Raw genomic sequence first — 14427 nt, forward strand, 5'->3', positions numbered from 1 at the left:
GCAAGCCGCGTGGCCCTCAGCGGGCCCGCGCCTTCATCGTCCAGCGCAGCAGCGCGACGAACAACAGCGCCGTGAGCGCCAGCGCCGCGGCGCTCATGATCCAGAAAGCCAGCGGTGACTGCATGGCCGGCCACGGCCCCAGGCCGCGGTAGGCCAGCAGGTAGCTGCCGCCCAGCCCCATGCCCCAGAGCATCGCGCAGTAGATGACCAGCGGCGCCAGCGTCACGCGGTAGCAGCGCAGCACGAAGACGCACAGCGTCTGGAACGCATCGGCGATGTGATACAGCGCCACCGTGGTCAGCAGCGCCGCCGCCATCGCGATCACGGCCGGGTTGTCGGAGTACACGTTGGCGAGCTGCGTGCGGAACACGGCCATCGCGCCGGCATAGAGCAGGGCGAACAGGGCGGTGAGTTCGAAGCCCAGGCGGCAGGCATGGCGCGCCCGGGCGGTGTCGCCGGCACCGAGCCAGAAGCTCACGCGCGCACTGGTCGCGATGGCAAGCGACAGCGGCGTCATGTAGGCCACGGCCAGCAGGTTCGAGGCGATCTGGTGCGCGGCCGCGGCCGCAGTGCCCAGGCGCGCGATGAAGAGCGCCATCAGCGTGAACGAGGTCACTTCCACCAGCACCGCGAGGCCGCCGGGTACGCCCAGCCGCGCGAACAGGCGGATCTGGCGCCAGTCGGGCGCCTCGATGCGTTCCCACAGCCGGTAGCCGCGGTAGAACGCGCCGTGGCGCAGCAGCCAGACCGCGCAGCCCAGCATGGCCCAGTTCACGCACAGCGTGGCCCAGGCGCAGCCCACCAGCCCCATCGCCGGCAGGCCGGCGCCGCCGAAGGTGAACCAGACCGACAGCGGCAGTTTCACGAGCAGCGAGGCCAGCTGCAGCCACGTCACGAGCTTGGGCTTGCCCAGGCTCTGGTTCAGCGTGCTGAAGAGGCGAAAGAGCAGGGCGGGCGCCAGCGCAAAGGCCAGCACCGCGAGGTAGGCCTCGACCTCGCCGCGCATGTCGGCCGGCACCTGCGTCCAGCGCAGCGCGGCGCCGGGCAGCAGCAGCACGGTCATTCCGACCACGACGGCGATGGCTGCGAGGTAGAGCGACTGGCGCACCGAGCGGCCGATCTCGCTGCCCCGGTTGGCGCCGTGCAGTTCGGCCCACACCGGCAGCAGCGCCTGCAGCACGCCCATCAGCGAGACATACACGCTGACGAAGATGGCGGCGCCCACCGACAGCGCGGCCAGCGCGCCTTCGGAATAACGGCCCGCGATGATGGTGTCGGCCACGCCGAAGGCCATCACGGCCAGCTGGCCGATCAGCACCGTGCCGGCGTGCCGTGCGATGAGTCCGCGTTCGTTCCCGTGCGTGCTGCTGCTCACGGGTCAGCGCACGATCTTTTCGTAGAGCAGCAGGTCGTCCGCGGGGCTGCTGGGACGGCGCAGGGTGCCGCTGAAGCGCCACTGTTCCAGCGGGATGATGGTGTGCAGCCGCTCGATGGTGTCGGGGCTCACGAGCAGCCAGGGGCAGTCGTTGCCCAGCAGCAGCGGCTGCAGGTTGAGGTTGCCGTGGTGGCGCAGCGCCGCGACGTGCGGCCGGCTCAGCGCCAACTCGGCGACGCAGCGCGGGTGGCCGATGCGCTCGGTCACGGCGCGCACCTGCGGGACGTAGCTGCGCGCGTAGTCGATGGACGGCAGCCACAGCGTCATCAGCAGCATCCAGCACAGCGCGGTGCCGCCGGCCGGCAGCACCAGCGTCTTCCAGAGCGCGGCGCGATGGCGCCCGGTGCGCCAGCGCACCAGCCAGCACCAGGCCAGCGTGGCGGCCAGGGCGAGCACGAAGGCGACCGGCGAGAACTCGGCCACGAAGCCCGGCACCAGCCGCGCCACGCTGGCGGCCGGCTTGCGCGGCGCGCCGGTCAGCATGGCGATCCAGTACATCCAGCCGAGCACGGCCAGGCCGCTGAAGAACAGCACGTTGAACCAGTCGATCAGCGCCGCCGCGCTGCGCCGGAAGGTCGGCAGCGCAAAGGCTGCCAGCGTGGCGAAGGCGGGCAGGGCCAGCAGCAGGGAGCGGTCGGAGAAGTCGGTGGTCCAGGTGGCGGCCAGCGGCACCAGCGCGAACCACAGCGGCAGCGCGACGTGGCGCTCGAGCCACTGGCGGCGCCAGCGCCAGAGCGTCCAGATCGCGAGCGGCCAGACCGGCCAGGTGAACCACAGCAGCAGCTTGGCCTGGCTGCGCACGTCGGACAGCAGCGAATGGCCCAGCGTGATCTTCCATTGCGCCAGGCCCAGGCCGAAGACCAGCGCGGCGGCCAGCACGGTGATGCCGACCATCGTCAGCAGCGCGCCCAGCGTGAAGCCGGGGCTCTCGTCGTCGCTGTAGCCTTCCGCTGCACGGATGGCGCGCTGGTGGCGCTCGTAGGCCATGTACACGGCGCTGCCGATCGCCAGCGCAAGGCCGACCGTCGGCCCGCCGCTCAGCGTCATGCCGAGGGTGCCGACCGCGAGCGCGATCACCGGGCCGACGCGGCGGTAGGGCAGTGCGGCGACGCCGTAGAACAGGTGCGAGGCGAAGTACAGCTGCGCCAGTGCGGGGGTGGTTTCATGCCCCAACTGGGCCAGGCCCAGCGAAGCGATCAGCGCCAGCAGGCCGCCGTCCGCGATGGCGCGGGCGTAGTCGGTGGGGCGCGCCTCGCCGCCGAAGGCAAAGGCCACGGGCTGGGCGCGTGGCGTGCGGGCGAGGTAATAGACGGCGTACCAGGTCGCGGTGAAGGTGCCCCACAGCATCAGCGCGAACACGAAGCGCACGGCCAGGTCGGGGTTGACCCACGAGGGGGCAAGCTGGATCGCCCAGGCGCCGATCCAGTAGGGGATCAGCGCGGGGGTCTCGGGTCGCATGCCCAGCAGCAGCGGGTCGAACCAGCGGGCGATGCCTTCGGTGCTGCGGGCCAGCTCGGCCATGTAGCCGAAGGCCGTGATGTCGGCGCTCTTCCAGGGGCCCCGGCCGAGCAGGCCCGGCAGCAGGTAGGCCGCGCACAGCAGCAGCAACGCGACGCGCGGCAGCCGGCGTACGGCATTCTGGGCAACGATCGCGGGGGTCGGCTGGTTCAAGGGCGAGGCGGAAGAGGCGAAGGGGTGATTGGAAAGAAAAAGGGCAGCGCGGTAAACCGGGCTGCCCTCGACGCCAGAGCGCGTGCCTGATTACTTGGCAGCGGTCTTGCCGAAGCGGTTGCGGAACTTCTCGACGCGACCACCCATGTTGTCCACCGACTTTTGCGTGCCGGTGTAGAAGGGGTGCGATTCGCTCGTGGTGTCGAGCTTGAACAGGGGCAGCTCGCGGCCGTCGTCGGTCTTGCCCATTTCCTTGGTGTTCGCGCACGAACGGGTCACGAACTTGAAGCCGTTCGACATGTCGACGAACAGAACTTCGCGGTAATTCGGGTGGATGCCTTCTTTTGCCATGGTGTTTCCTTTTGCGCTGTTGGAATCAATGCGCGGTCGATGCGAGAGCCACCAGCGTGCCAGCAATCTGGCGCGCCGCCCTGAGGTCTTGACGTGAAGTGAAGGCCAAGGAAGCCGGGCGACGTGCCCAGCCGCACTTTTCGCGGAGCCCATGATTATCGCATACTGCCCCAATTGCGAGCAAACCGGGCCCTTCCATGACCTCTACACCCCTTCGCGCCGGCCTTGTCGGCTACGGTTTCGCCGGCCAGACCTTTCACGCGCCCGTGCTCTCGGCCGTTCCGGGACTCGAACTGGCGGCCGTGGCGAGCTCGCAGCCGCACAAGGTGCATGCCGACTGGCCCGGCGTGGCCGTGGTGCCCGACGTGGCGGCGCTGGTCGCCCGGACGGACATCGACCTCGTGGTGGTGGCGACGCCCAATGCCCAGCACCATCCGGTCGCCAAGGCGGCGCTGGAGGCGGGCAAGCACGTGGTCGTCGACAAGCCGTTCACGCTCGATGTGGCCGAAGCGCGGGATCTCGAGTTGTTGTCTGCGCGCAACAATCGCGTGCTCTCGGTCTACCAGAACCGGCGTTTCGACGCCGATTTCCTGACGCTCCAGCAGGTCCTGGCGTCTGGCGATCTGGGGCGCCCGGTGTACCTGGAGTCGCATTTCGACCGCTTCCGTCCCGAGGTTCGCGAGCGCTGGCGGGAGCAGCCCGTGCCGGGCGCGGGCCTGTGGGTGGACCTGGGTTCGCACCTGCTCGACCAGGCCGTGCAGCTGTTCGGTCGGCCCGACACGCTGCAGCTCGACACCGCCGCCTTGCGCGACGGCGCGCTGGTCGAAGACTATTTCCATGCCGTGCTGCGCTACGAGAGCGGCCCTCATGCGCCTTTGCGCGTGGTGCTGCACGCCACGACGCTCGCGGCCCATGCGGCGCCGCGCTACATCGTGCACGGCACGCGCGGGAGCTACGTCAAGCACGGCGTCGACACGCAGGAAGACGCGCTGCGCGCCGGCCAGCGACCGCCGGCCGAAGGGTGGGGCGCCGATCCACTCGATGGCGAACTCACGCTGACGGGCAGCGACGGCGCACCGCACTTTCGCGCGGTGCCGACGCAGGCCGGCAACTACGTCGACTACTACGCGGCGATCCGCGATGCGATCCTCGGCAAGGGATTGAATCCTGTGCCGCCCGAGCAGGCTGTCGCGCTGATGGAGCTGCTCGACATCGGCCGCCAGAGCGCCACCGAAGGCCGCGCCATCCGCATCGAGCGCCCATGAAAAAAGCGCGTTGACCCGTGAGGGTCAACGCGCTTTTGCGGAAGAGCCTGAAGCTCAGCCGCCGCGACGCATCATGTCGAAGAACTCGACATTGGTCTTGGTCGCCTTCATGTTCTTGAGCATCAGCTCCATCGACTCGATCTCGTCCATGTTGTACATGAGCTGACGCAGGATGCGGGTCTTCTGCAGGATCTCGGGGGCCAGCAGCAGTTCCTCGCGGCGCGTGCCGCTGCGGTTGAGCTGGATCGAGGGGAACACGCGCTTTTCGTACAGGCGGCGGTCCAGGTGGATTTCGGAGTTGCCGGTGCCCTTGAACTCTTCGAAGATCACTTCGTCCATGCGGCTGCCGGTGTCGATCAGCGCGGTGCCGATGATGGTCAGCGAGCCGCCTTCTTCCACGTTGCGCGCGGCGCCCAGGAAGCGCTTGGGACGCTGCAGTGCGTTCGAATCGACACCACCGGTCAGCACCTTGCCCGACGAGGGCACGACGTTGTTGTAGGCGCGGGCCAGACGGGTGATCGAGTCCAGCAGGATCACCACGTCCTTCTTGAGTTCGACCAGGCGCTTGGCGCGCTCGATCACCATTTCGGCGACGTGCACGTGGCGCGCTGCGGGCTCGTCGAAGGTCGAAGCAATGACTTCGCCCTTCACCGTGCGCTGCATTTCGGTCACTTCTTCAGGGCGCTCGTCCACGAGCAGCACCATCATGTGCACGTCGGGGTAGTTGGCGCTGATCGCGTGGGCGATGTGTTGCATCATCACCGTCTTGCCGCTCTTGGGCGGTGCCACGAGCAGGGCGCGCTGGCCTTTGCCGATGGGGGCGATGATGTCGATGATGCGGCCGGTGAGGTTCTCTTCGCCCTTGACGCCTTCGCGTTCCAGCTTCATCTGTTCCTTGGGGAACAGCGGCGTCAGGTTCTCGAACATCACCTTGTGCTTGTTGGCTTCGGGTGCGCCGTCGTTGACCTTGTCCAGCTTGGTCAGTGCGAAGTAGCGCTCGCCGTCCTTGGGCGTGCGCACTTCGCCTTCGATCATGTCGCCGGTGTGCAGGTTGAAGCGCCGCACCTGGCTGGGCGAGATGTAGATGTCGTCGGTGCTGGCCGTGAAGCTGGTGTCGGGGCTGCGCAGGAAGCCGAAGCCGTCGGGCAGGATTTCGAGCACACCGTCGGCGAAGACCTGTTCGCCGGCCTTGGCGCGCTTCTTGATGATCGCGAACATCAGCTCTTGCTTGCGCATGCGGCCGATGTTTTCGATCTCAAGCGCCTCAGCCTGCTTGAAGACTTCAGACACGTGGAGTGCCTTGAGTTCGTTTAAGTGCATGGAACGACCCCTGGAGGGGTAATCGAATCGGGAACGGGGGGAGGTTTGATGTGGGGCAAGAACTGCCTCACGAACCGGGGAACTCGAACCGGTTGCCTGATGAAAGGCCCGGTGAACTGAGGGCGATTATGACAGGAAAATCGCCCCGGCCAACGCATTGCGCGCTGGCCGGAAGAAATGCATCAGGCGAGTTGCTGGTCGATGAAGGCCGTGAGTTGCGCCTTGCTCATGGCGCCGACCTTGGTGGCGGCCAGCTGGCCGTCCTTGAACAGCATCAGCGTGGGGATGCCGCGAATGCCGAACTTGGCGGGGATGTCGCGGTTCTCGTCGACGTTGAGCTTGGCGATCTGCAGCTTGCCTTCGTAGGTGGCCGAGACTTCGTCCAGGATCGGGGCGATCATCTTGCAGGGACCGCACCATTCGGCCCAGTAGTCGACCAGAACCGGCTGGCTGGACTTGAGCACGTCGGCCTCGAAGGAAGAATCGGAGATGTGTTTGATCAGTTCGCTGGCCATGTGATGTGTCCTTGTGCGCAGAGAGAGTTTCGGTGCAGCTAAAGTGCTGGTCATTGTGACAGAAACCAAGGGGTGACGTGCCATGCGGCCCGGCTATGGCGGCGATAGCCAAAGCCCTTTGCGGCCCTGCCGCCGACCCCCTCAACCCCCTCGATAGAACATGAACGAAGGCCACCCTGTCCAGGCCCTGTGGTGCGATCCCGCCGACGGCGTCGTCGCGCGGATCGTGCGCGCGCTCGGCGAACGGCAGCTGCATGCGGCGCGCACCGTGGTGCTGGTGCCGTATGCGCAGTTGATGGCGGTCGCGCGCGGCATGTGGGCGCGCTGCGGCAGCCCGGGCTTCGTGCCGCGCTTCGAGACCACGCACAACTGGGCGCGCAGCGCGGGCGGCTTCCTGCCGTCCGGCTACGACATCGCCTTCGACATGGCGCGCGACCTGGTCACGGCCCAGGGCCTGCTCGCGCAATCGGGCTTCCAGGCCGAACGCTTCGCGCTCGCGGGGCGCGTGGTCGAGCTGGCCTACCAGCTGGCGCCGCTGGCATCCGCCGTGGCGCCTGACGTGCGCGGCAGCGACTGGGCCCAAGGGGCGTCCAAGGTGGCCGATGCCGGCAGCGAGTCGGAGTGGTTCCGCATCGAGAGCGCGCTGATCCGTGTCGCCGTGGCCTGGGCCGCGAACTCGGGCTACGCGACCGACGTGCTGCTGCGCGACGCGGCGCGCAGCCAGGTCGATGCGCTGATCGTGCTCGAAGGCTTCCAGACCGACCCGCTCACGCAGGCCCTGTGCGCGCTGTGGGGCGACCGCGCGATCCGCATCCCGCTCGTGCCCGCCGATGCCCCGCCATCTGCCGCCCACGCGCACGTGGCGCTCGACCCCGAAGACGAGGCCCAACTGGCCGCCGCCTGCGTGCTGCAGCACCTGGCAGAGGGCCGCGCGCCCGTCGCGCTCGTCGCCACCGACCGCGCGCTCACCCGCCGCATCAGTGCCCAACTGAGCACCCAGGGCATCGTCACGCACGACGAAACCGGCTGGAAGCTGTCCACCACGCGCGCCGCCGCCACGCTGATGAGTGCCTTGCGCGCCTGCGCACACGACGCCGCCACCGACCAGGTGCTCGAATGGCTCAAGAGCGGCGCCGAGGTCGATGCGTTCGCCGTGCAGGCGCTTGAAATGCGCCTGCGACGCGAAGGCGTGCGCGACTGGCAGGCCTGGTGCGCGTTGATCGCGCGCAGCGACAAGCCGCAGGACGAAAGCCTGCGCACGTTCACCGCCACCATCGAAACCCGCCGCGCCCCGATGGCGCGCGCGCGCTCGCTGGCCGAGTGGCACCGCGCGCTGCGCGAGCTGCTGACGGCCGGCGAGCAGTGGGACGCGCTCGCCGCCGACTTCGCGGGCGCCAAGGTGATCGCCGCCCTCTGGCTCGATGCCGACGCGCACGGCGAGGAAGATGAGTTCCCCGGCGGGCGCCACAGCCTGGCCGAGTTCACGGCCTGGGCGCGCGACGTGCTCGAGGACGCCAGCTTCGTCCCGCCCGCCGGCGACGAGGCGCCCAAGGTGTCCGTGTTGCCGATGTACCAGTTGCTGGGCCGCGTCTTCGGCGCCGTCGTCATTCCCGGCTGCGACGACCGCCGCATGCCCGCGTCGCCCGAACCGCCGGGCAACTGGAGCGCGGCGCAGCGCCTCGACCTGGGGTTGGCCTCGCGCGAGGTGCTGGAGGTCGCGCAGCGCGCGGCCTGGGCCATGGCCACGCGCAACCCGAGCTGCGACCTGGTCTGGCGCCATTCCGACGCCAGCGGCGAACCCGTGCGGCCGAGTCCGCTGGTGCAGGCCCTGCAGCTCGCCCACGCGCTGCAGCCGGGCGTCGATCCGCGCACGCCGCGCGACGTTGCCGTCACGCCGACCCTGCGGCCCACGCCCTCGGGCGCGCTGCTGCCGCTCACCAACGTGTCGACCAGCGTCTACGAAGACCTGCGCCGCTGCCCCTATCGCTTCTTCGCGCTGCGCCAGCTGGGCCTGCGCACCGCCGACGAGCTCGATGCCGAGGTCGACAAGCGCGACTTCGGCAACTGGCTGCACGCGGTGCTCGGCCAGTTCCACGAGACCCTGCGCGACGCACCGATCAGTGATGCGCAGGCGCGCGCCACGCTGCTGGCCGACACCGCGCGCGATGTCACGCAGACGCTCGGCTACTCCGACGCCGAGTTCCTGCCCTTCGCCGCCGCGTGGCCGGCGGTGCGCGACGGGTATCTCGACTGGCTCGCGAAACATGAAGCGGACGGGGCGGTCTTCGTCGAGGCCGAGCCCTGGAAAGAGCAGCCCCTGGGCACCCTGCGGCTGGTCGGCCGGCTCGACCGCGTTGACCGCACAGCCGACGGCCAGCCCTTCGTGATCGACTACAAGACCGAGACCGCCTCCGTCACCAAGGAGCGCGTGAAAGACCCGACCGAGGACACGCAGCTCGCCTTCTACGCAGCGCTGGTCGCCGACGACACCTTGCGCGCGGCCTACGTCAACGTGGGCGAGAAGTCGTCCGGCACGCAGACCGTCGAGCAGCCCGCCGTGGTCGAGGCGCGCGATGCGCTGGTCGCCGGCATCATCGACGACTTCGCGCGCATCGCGCAGGGCGCGCCGCTGCCGCCGCTGGGCGAGGGCAGCGTCTGCGATTTCTGCGCCGCACGCGGCCTGTGCCGCAAGGATTTCTGGGAGGTCACGCCATGAACGGCGCAGCCTACGAACACAACGGCCGGCACGTCGCGCGCGAGGCCTTCTACACCGTCGCCTGCGATCCGCGGCGCTCGGTCGCGGTCGAAGCCTGCGCGGGCGCCGGCAAGACCTGGATGCTGGTGTCGCGCATCGTGCGCGCGCTGCTCGAGGAGGGCGATTCCGCCTGCGAGCCGCACGAGATCCTGGCCATCACCTTCACCAAGAAGGCCGCCGGCGAAATGCGCGAGCGGCTCGACCAGTGGCTCGCGCTGTTCGCCGAACTCGATCCGGCCGCGTCGCAACGCGAGCTCGTGATGCGCGGCATGACACCGGAGGCCGCGCAGGCGGCTGTGCCGCGCCTGCAGGGGCTCTACCGGCGCCTGCTCGAAGGCGGGCGCCCGGTGCAGTTCCGCACCTTCCACGCGTGGTTCGCGGGCCTGCTGCGCAATGCGCCGCTCGCCGTGCTGCGCGAGCTGGGGCTGCCCGCGAACTACGAGCTGCTCGAAGACGATGCGGAGGCGCGCAACCACACCTGGCGGCCGTTCTTCGAGGCCGTGACCGGCGACGCGCGCGCGCTGGCCGACTACTACGCCGTCGTCGCCACCCACGGCCGCTCGCAGACGGCGAAGGCGCTGGGCGAGGCGTTGTCGAAGCGCGTCGAGTTCTCGCTGTCCGATCCCCAGGATGCCGTGACGCCGTTCGACGTGCTGTACCCGGCCCTGCAGGGGCTGGAGGTGCCGACCGACGCGCTGCGCGGCGAGGCCGTGCGCCGCCGCTGGCTCGACCGTGCCGCCGTCCTCGGCCGCGAAGCCAACAAGACACCGCAGAAGGCGGCCGAAGCCATCATCGACGTGTTCGGCACGGGCGAGCCCGCGCCCGAGGCGCTGGCCGATGCACTCGCCGTGCTGCGCAAGACCTTCTTCGTCGCCAGCGAAGACCGGCTCACCAAGAACCTGCAGAAATTCCCCGCGGCGCAAGAGGCCGAGACCGAACTGCAGCTGCTGTGCGCGGCGCAGGCGCAGCACGCGGCCTGGCTGTACCAGCAGCGCATGACGCGGCTCACGCGCCTTTTGATCACCGCCTTCGGCGAGGTCAAGCGCGCCCACGGCTGGGTCGACATGAACGACGTCGAACAGGCCGCGCAGCTGCTCTTGGGCCAGTCGGCGCTGTCGGGCTGGGTGCAGGAGCGGCTCGACGCGCGCGTCGCGCACCTGCTGATCGACGAGTTCCAGGACACCAACCCGCTGCAGTGGCAGGCGCTCTACGGCTGGCTCAGCGCCTACACGGGTGCGGGCGGCAGTGCGCCGCGCGTGTTCATCGTGGGCGACCCCAAGCAGAGCATCTACCGTTTTCGCCGCGCCGAGCCGCAGGTGTTCATCGCGGCCAAGAAGTTCGTGCGCGAAGGCCTCGGCGGCGAACTGCTCAACTGCGACCACACGCACCGCAACGCGCGCGCCGTGGTCGGCCTCGTCAACAGCGCGATGCTGGCCGCGCAGGCCGCCGGCGAGTTCGACGGCTACCGCGCCCACACCACCGAGCGCGGCGACGACGGCGAGCTGCTGAAGCTGCCCGCCATCGACCGCGACGCGCTCGACACCACGGCGGCCGCCGCGCCGGCCGACGACGGCATGCTGCACTGGCGCGACAGCCTCGTCACGCCGCGCGTGCTGCCCGAAGAACAGCTGTTGCAGAAGGAATGCGAGCAGGCCGCGCGCTGGGTCGCGCAACGCATCGCCGACGGCACACCGCCGCGCCAGATAATGGTGCTGGCGCGCCGCCGCAGCCGCTTGTCGGCCATGCAGGACGCGCTGCGCCGCCGCCACATCCCCGTGCAGCAGCCCGAGAAGAACGACCTGAACGATGCACCCGAAGTGCAGGACGTGGTCGCGCTGCTCGACGCGCTGGTGTCGCCCGCGCACGACCTGTCGCTGGCGCGCGCGCTCAAGTCGCCGCTGTTCGGCATCGACGACGACACGCTGGTGCAGCTGGCGCGCTGCCAGCGCGAGACGCCGGTGGCCAGTTGGTTCTCTTTGATCCAGAAGGGCGAAGGCCTGCCGACCGTGCTGACCGAGGCGGGCGTGCAGCTGCGCCGCTGGCAGCGCTGGCTGATGGCGATGCCGCCGCACGACGCACTGGACGCGATCTTTCACGACGGCGACGTGCTCGCGAAGTTCGGCGCCGCGGTGCCGGCGGCCTTGCGCCAGAGCGCGCTGGCCAACCTGCGCGGGCTGGTCGCCGCCTCGCTCGACATCGACGGTGCGCGCTTCGCCACGCCTTACGCGTTGGTGCGCGCCTTGCGCGCGGGCGGCGTGCGCGCGCCCACCGTGGCCGCGCCCGAGGCGGTGCAGCTGCTGACCGTGCACGGTGCCAAGGGCCTCGAAGCCGACACCGTGCTGATGCTCGACTGCGACGCCCCGCCGCCGCGCGCGCAGACCATGGGCGTGCTGGTCGAGTGGAAGGGCAGCGACAGCGCGCCGACGCGCTTCGTGTTCCTGGCCAGCGAGAAGACCCCGCCGGCCTGCTCCGCCGCGCTGCTCGAAGAAGAGCAGCGTGCGCGCCACCGCGAAGAACTCAACGGGCTCTACGTGGCGACCACGCGGGCCCGCGAGCGGCTGGTGCTGTCGTCGGTGAAGCCGTCGCGCGCCAACGAGGGCAGCTGGTGGGCGCGGCTGGAGCCGCTGTGCGAGCCGACCGAGGCCGACGAGCCGCTGGTCGAAGCCTCTGCTGCCGGCGAGAGCGGGGTGGGCACCTTCGCGATGAAGCGCCTGCCCGCACCGCTCGTGGCTGCAACCGGTGCGCCGCCCGAAAAGAAAAAGGCACAAGACGCCACGGTCGACGCGCGCGCCGCCGCGTTCGGCCAGGCCATGCACCGGCTGCTCGAATGGGCGGTGCCCGGCGAAGCCTTGCCACCGGCCCATGTGCGGGCGGCTGCGCGCGAATTCATGCTCGATCCGCAGCAGGCACGTGGCGCCGCGGCGCTGGCCCAGCGCATCCGCGCGGGCGCCGGTGCCTGGGTGTGGGACGATCGCAGCATCGACTGGCATGGCAATGAAGTCACGCTGGTCCACGAGGGCGATACCTTGCGCATCGACAGGCTGGTGCGCGAGCGCTCCACCGGCGCATGGTGGATCCTCGACTACAAATCGGCCGCGCGCCCCGAACGGGACGCGGCCCTGATCGCACAAATGCAGCGCTACCGCGCTGCCGTGCAACATGCCTACCCCGGTGCCACGGTGCGCGCCGCGTTCCTGACCGGGCAGGGCGAACTGGTGAATCTCGAATGACTGTTTCTTCTACCGTCGCCGTCATCGGCGGCGGACCTGCCGGCCTGATGGCGGCCGAAGTGCTGAGCGCGTCCGGCGCGCAGGTGCATGTGTACGACGCGATGCCCTCGGTGGGCCGCAAGTTTTTGCTGGCCGGCCGCGGCGGCCTCAACCTCACGCACTCCGAGCCCTTCGACGTGTTCGTGACCCGCTTCGGCGAGCGCCGTGCGCAGCTCGAGCCGCTGCTTGCGGCCTTCGGTCCGCAACAGGCCCGCGAGTGGGCGGCCGGACTGGGCATCGAGACCTTCGTCGGCACCTCGGGTCGCGTGTTCCCGACCGACATGAAGGCCGCGCCCTTGCTGCGTGCCTGGCTGCATCGTTTGCGCGCCGCGGGCGTGCAGTTCCACATGCGGCACCGCTGGGTGGGCGACGGGGCCTTCGATGCGAACGCGCTGCGCTTCGTGACGCCGACAGGCGAGGTCAGCGCCAAGGCCGACGCCGTGGTGCTGGCCCTGGGCGGCGCGAGCTGGGCGCGCCTGGGCTCCGACGGCGCGTGGGCGCCGTGGCTGCAGGCACAGGGCGTGGCGGTGGCGCCGCTGCTGCCGGCCAATTGCGGCTTCGACGGCGCAGGCTGGAGCGAGCATTTCTCGAGCCGCTTCGCGGGGCAGCCTTTCAAGTCGGTCGCGATCGCCTTCACCGACAGCCAGGGGCGGCACTTTGCGCGCAAGGGCGAGTTCGTCGCCACGGCCACCGGCATCGAAGGCAGCTTGGTCTATGCAGCGTCGGCGCTGCTGCGCGACGAAATTGCAGCGAACGGCAGTGCGACGCTGCTGCTCGACCTGCTGCCCGACCGCAGCGCCGAACAGGTGCTCGCCGCGGTGAAGCATCCGCGCGGCGCGCGTTCGCTGAGCAGCCATCTCAAGAGCCGTCTCGGCATCGAGGGCATCAAGGCGGGCGTGCTGCACGAAGCGCTGAGCAAGGAAGCGATGCAGGACCCGGCGCAACTGGCGGCCACCATCAAGGCGGTGCCGCTGAAGCTGGTCGCGACGCGGCCGGTCGACGAGGCGATCAGCACGGCGGGCGGCGTGCGCTTCGACGCGCTCGATCCGGCCCTGATGGCGACGGCGCTGCCCGGCGTGTTCGCGGCAGGGGAAATGCTGGATTGGGAGGCGCCGACCGGCGGCTACCTGCTCACGGCGGCGATGGCCAGCGGCGCGGCTGCAGCGCGCGGCGCGATCCAGCGGCTGGGGCTGTAGCCGCAGGCCTGCTCAGCGCTCGCAGGGCCAGAAGAACACCTGCTCGGGGTCGTCCGCATCGAGGTTCTCGATGTGGCCGCTCTCCCTGAATCCGGCTTCTTTCAGCAGCGATTGCATCGCCGTGTTGGAGCGGTTCGTGGAGGTGAAGAGCTTGGGGCGCTCGCAGATCGACTGGAAGTGATCGACGAGCTTCTGGCCGAGGCGCTTGCGGCGAAATGGTTCGCCGACCATGAGCATTTCGATGAAACCGCAGTCGAAGAAGTGGTGGTGCAGCACGCCGTAGGCGGCGATCTCGCCATCGATCTCGATCACATGGCAGAAGCGATCTTCGATCCAGCCCTTGATCTGCACGGCGCGGCGCGCATCGTGCGCGGCCACGGTGTCGAGGCGCACCAGCGCTTCGAGATCACTGATGCGGGCGGGCCGGATGTCCAAGTTCATGGATGGCTGCGCGAAGTTCTGGGAATTTGAGGTGTCCGGCGTTGGTAACCCCTGGACACGGCGCGTAAGTTCTCTGAAAAGGAACTCACGGCTTCTGGATGTTAGGTTGACGAGCCTTACCCCTGGCACTGACTACGCAGTTAGGGCTGCTTGGTTCCCCACCTGACCCGGTTGGCCACTTCACCATGCAGGGAGGCCCGTCAGCCTGC

10 protein-coding genes and 1 other RNA gene are annotated in these 14427 nt (G+C 69.5%); 4 read left to right on the plus strand and 7 right to left on the minus strand.

All coding sequences use genetic code 11. The features are described from left to right. Positions 1-16: 16 nt before the first annotated feature. The 3 genes from AC57B8_RS23040 to AC57B8_RS23050 all read right to left on the minus strand — a co-directional run bounded on the left by AC57B8_RS23040 (position 17) and on the right by AC57B8_RS23050 (position 3457). Complete coding sequence (locus AC57B8_RS23040; RefSeq protein ID WP_496480866.1) at positions 17-1375, minus strand: MATE family efflux transporter; 1359 nt, start codon at positions 1373-1375, stop codon at positions 17-19. 3 nt (positions 1376-1378) lie between these two features. After that, positions 1379-3106 (minus strand): hypothetical protein, encoded by a 1728-nt coding sequence (locus AC57B8_RS23045; protein ID WP_095950234.1) that lies wholly within the window; start codon positions 3104-3106, stop codon positions 1379-1381. Positions 3107-3196: 90 nt separating this feature from the next. After that, positions 3197-3457: a type B 50S ribosomal protein L31 gene (locus tag AC57B8_RS23050; protein WP_056580149.1), complete on the minus strand. Its 261-nt coding sequence runs from the start codon at positions 3455-3457 to the stop codon at positions 3197-3199. A gap of 197 nt (positions 3458-3654) precedes the next feature. Here AC57B8_RS23050 and AC57B8_RS23055 point away from each other — a divergent pair, with 197 nt between their 5' ends. Then, complete coding sequence (locus AC57B8_RS23055) at positions 3655-4722, plus strand: oxidoreductase (RefSeq protein WP_159271579.1); 1068 nt, start codon at positions 3655-3657, stop codon at positions 4720-4722. Between the two features lie 54 nt (positions 4723-4776). Here the strand turns inward: AC57B8_RS23055 and rho are convergent, their stop codons facing one another. Then, a complete protein-coding gene (gene rho, locus AC57B8_RS23060; RefSeq protein ID WP_062473130.1) occupies positions 4777-6042 on the minus strand; it encodes a transcription termination factor Rho in 1266 nt (421 codons plus the stop codon). A gap of 182 nt (positions 6043-6224) precedes the next feature. Further along, entirely contained in the window at positions 6225-6557 is a 333-nt protein-coding gene (gene trxA / locus AC57B8_RS23065; protein ID WP_042578306.1) for a thioredoxin TrxA, read from the minus strand. Positions 6558-6717: 160 nt separating this feature from the next. Here trxA and AC57B8_RS23070 point away from each other — a divergent pair, with 160 nt between their 5' ends. The 3 genes from AC57B8_RS23070 to AC57B8_RS23080 are packed head-to-tail and all read left to right on the plus strand — an operon-like array spanning position 6718 to position 13777. Continuing rightward, entirely contained in the window at positions 6718-9273 is a 2556-nt protein-coding gene (locus AC57B8_RS23070) for a PD-(D/E)XK nuclease family protein (protein ID WP_496480867.1), read from the plus strand. Next, positions 9270-12542, plus strand: coding sequence for a UvrD-helicase domain-containing protein (locus AC57B8_RS23075; protein WP_496480868.1), 3273 nt, complete (start codon positions 9270-9272; stop codon positions 12540-12542). Before AC57B8_RS23070 ends, AC57B8_RS23075 begins: the two co-directional genes overlap by 4 nt. After that, the gene (locus tag AC57B8_RS23080) at positions 12539-13777 is read left to right on the plus strand and encodes a TIGR03862 family flavoprotein (protein ID WP_496480869.1); all 1239 of its coding nucleotides are present in this window, start codon (positions 12539-12541) and stop codon (positions 13775-13777) included. Before AC57B8_RS23075 ends, AC57B8_RS23080 begins: the two co-directional genes overlap by 4 nt. A gap of 12 nt (positions 13778-13789) precedes the next feature. Here the strand turns inward: AC57B8_RS23080 and AC57B8_RS23085 are convergent, their stop codons facing one another. Further along, entirely contained in the window at positions 13790-14218 is a 429-nt protein-coding gene (locus AC57B8_RS23085; RefSeq protein WP_496480870.1) for a GNAT family N-acetyltransferase, read from the minus strand. Positions 14219-14323: 105 nt separating this feature from the next. Beyond that, positions 14324-14420, minus strand: an RNA gene (gene ffs / locus AC57B8_RS23090) — signal recognition particle sRNA small type. Positions 14421-14427 lie beyond the last annotated feature (7 nt).

The sequence above is a fragment of the Variovorax sp. BGA-UO-ETr-C22 genome, from assembly GCF_059567965.1.

What these genes read in the sequence shown, in the direction of transcription:
- AC57B8_RS23050 (WP_056580149.1), bottom strand. Translation starts at nt 3,457, where the DNA reads ATGGCAAAAGAAGGCATCCACCCGAATTACCGCGAAGTTCTGTTCGTC.
- AC57B8_RS23055 (WP_159271579.1), top strand. Translation starts at nt 3,655, where the DNA reads ATGACCTCTACACCCCTTCGCGCCGGCCTTGTCGGCTACGGTTTCGCC.
- rho (WP_062473130.1), bottom strand. Translation starts at nt 6,042, where the DNA reads ATGCACTTAAACGAACTCAAGGCACTCCACGTGTCTGAAGTCTTCAAG.
- trxA (WP_042578306.1), bottom strand. Translation starts at nt 6,557, where the DNA reads ATGGCCAGCGAACTGATCAAACACATCTCCGATTCTTCCTTCGAGGCC.
- AC57B8_RS23070 (WP_496480867.1), top strand. Translation starts at nt 6,718, where the DNA reads ATGAACGAAGGCCACCCTGTCCAGGCCCTGTGGTGCGATCCCGCCGAC.
- AC57B8_RS23075 (WP_496480868.1), top strand. Translation starts at nt 9,270, where the DNA reads ATGAACGGCGCAGCCTACGAACACAACGGCCGGCACGTCGCGCGCGAG.
- AC57B8_RS23080 (WP_496480869.1), top strand. Translation starts at nt 12,539, where the DNA reads ATGACTGTTTCTTCTACCGTCGCCGTCATCGGCGGCGGACCTGCCGGC.
- AC57B8_RS23085 (WP_496480870.1), bottom strand. Translation starts at nt 14,218, where the DNA reads ATGAACTTGGACATCCGGCCCGCCCGCATCAGTGATCTCGAAGCGCTG.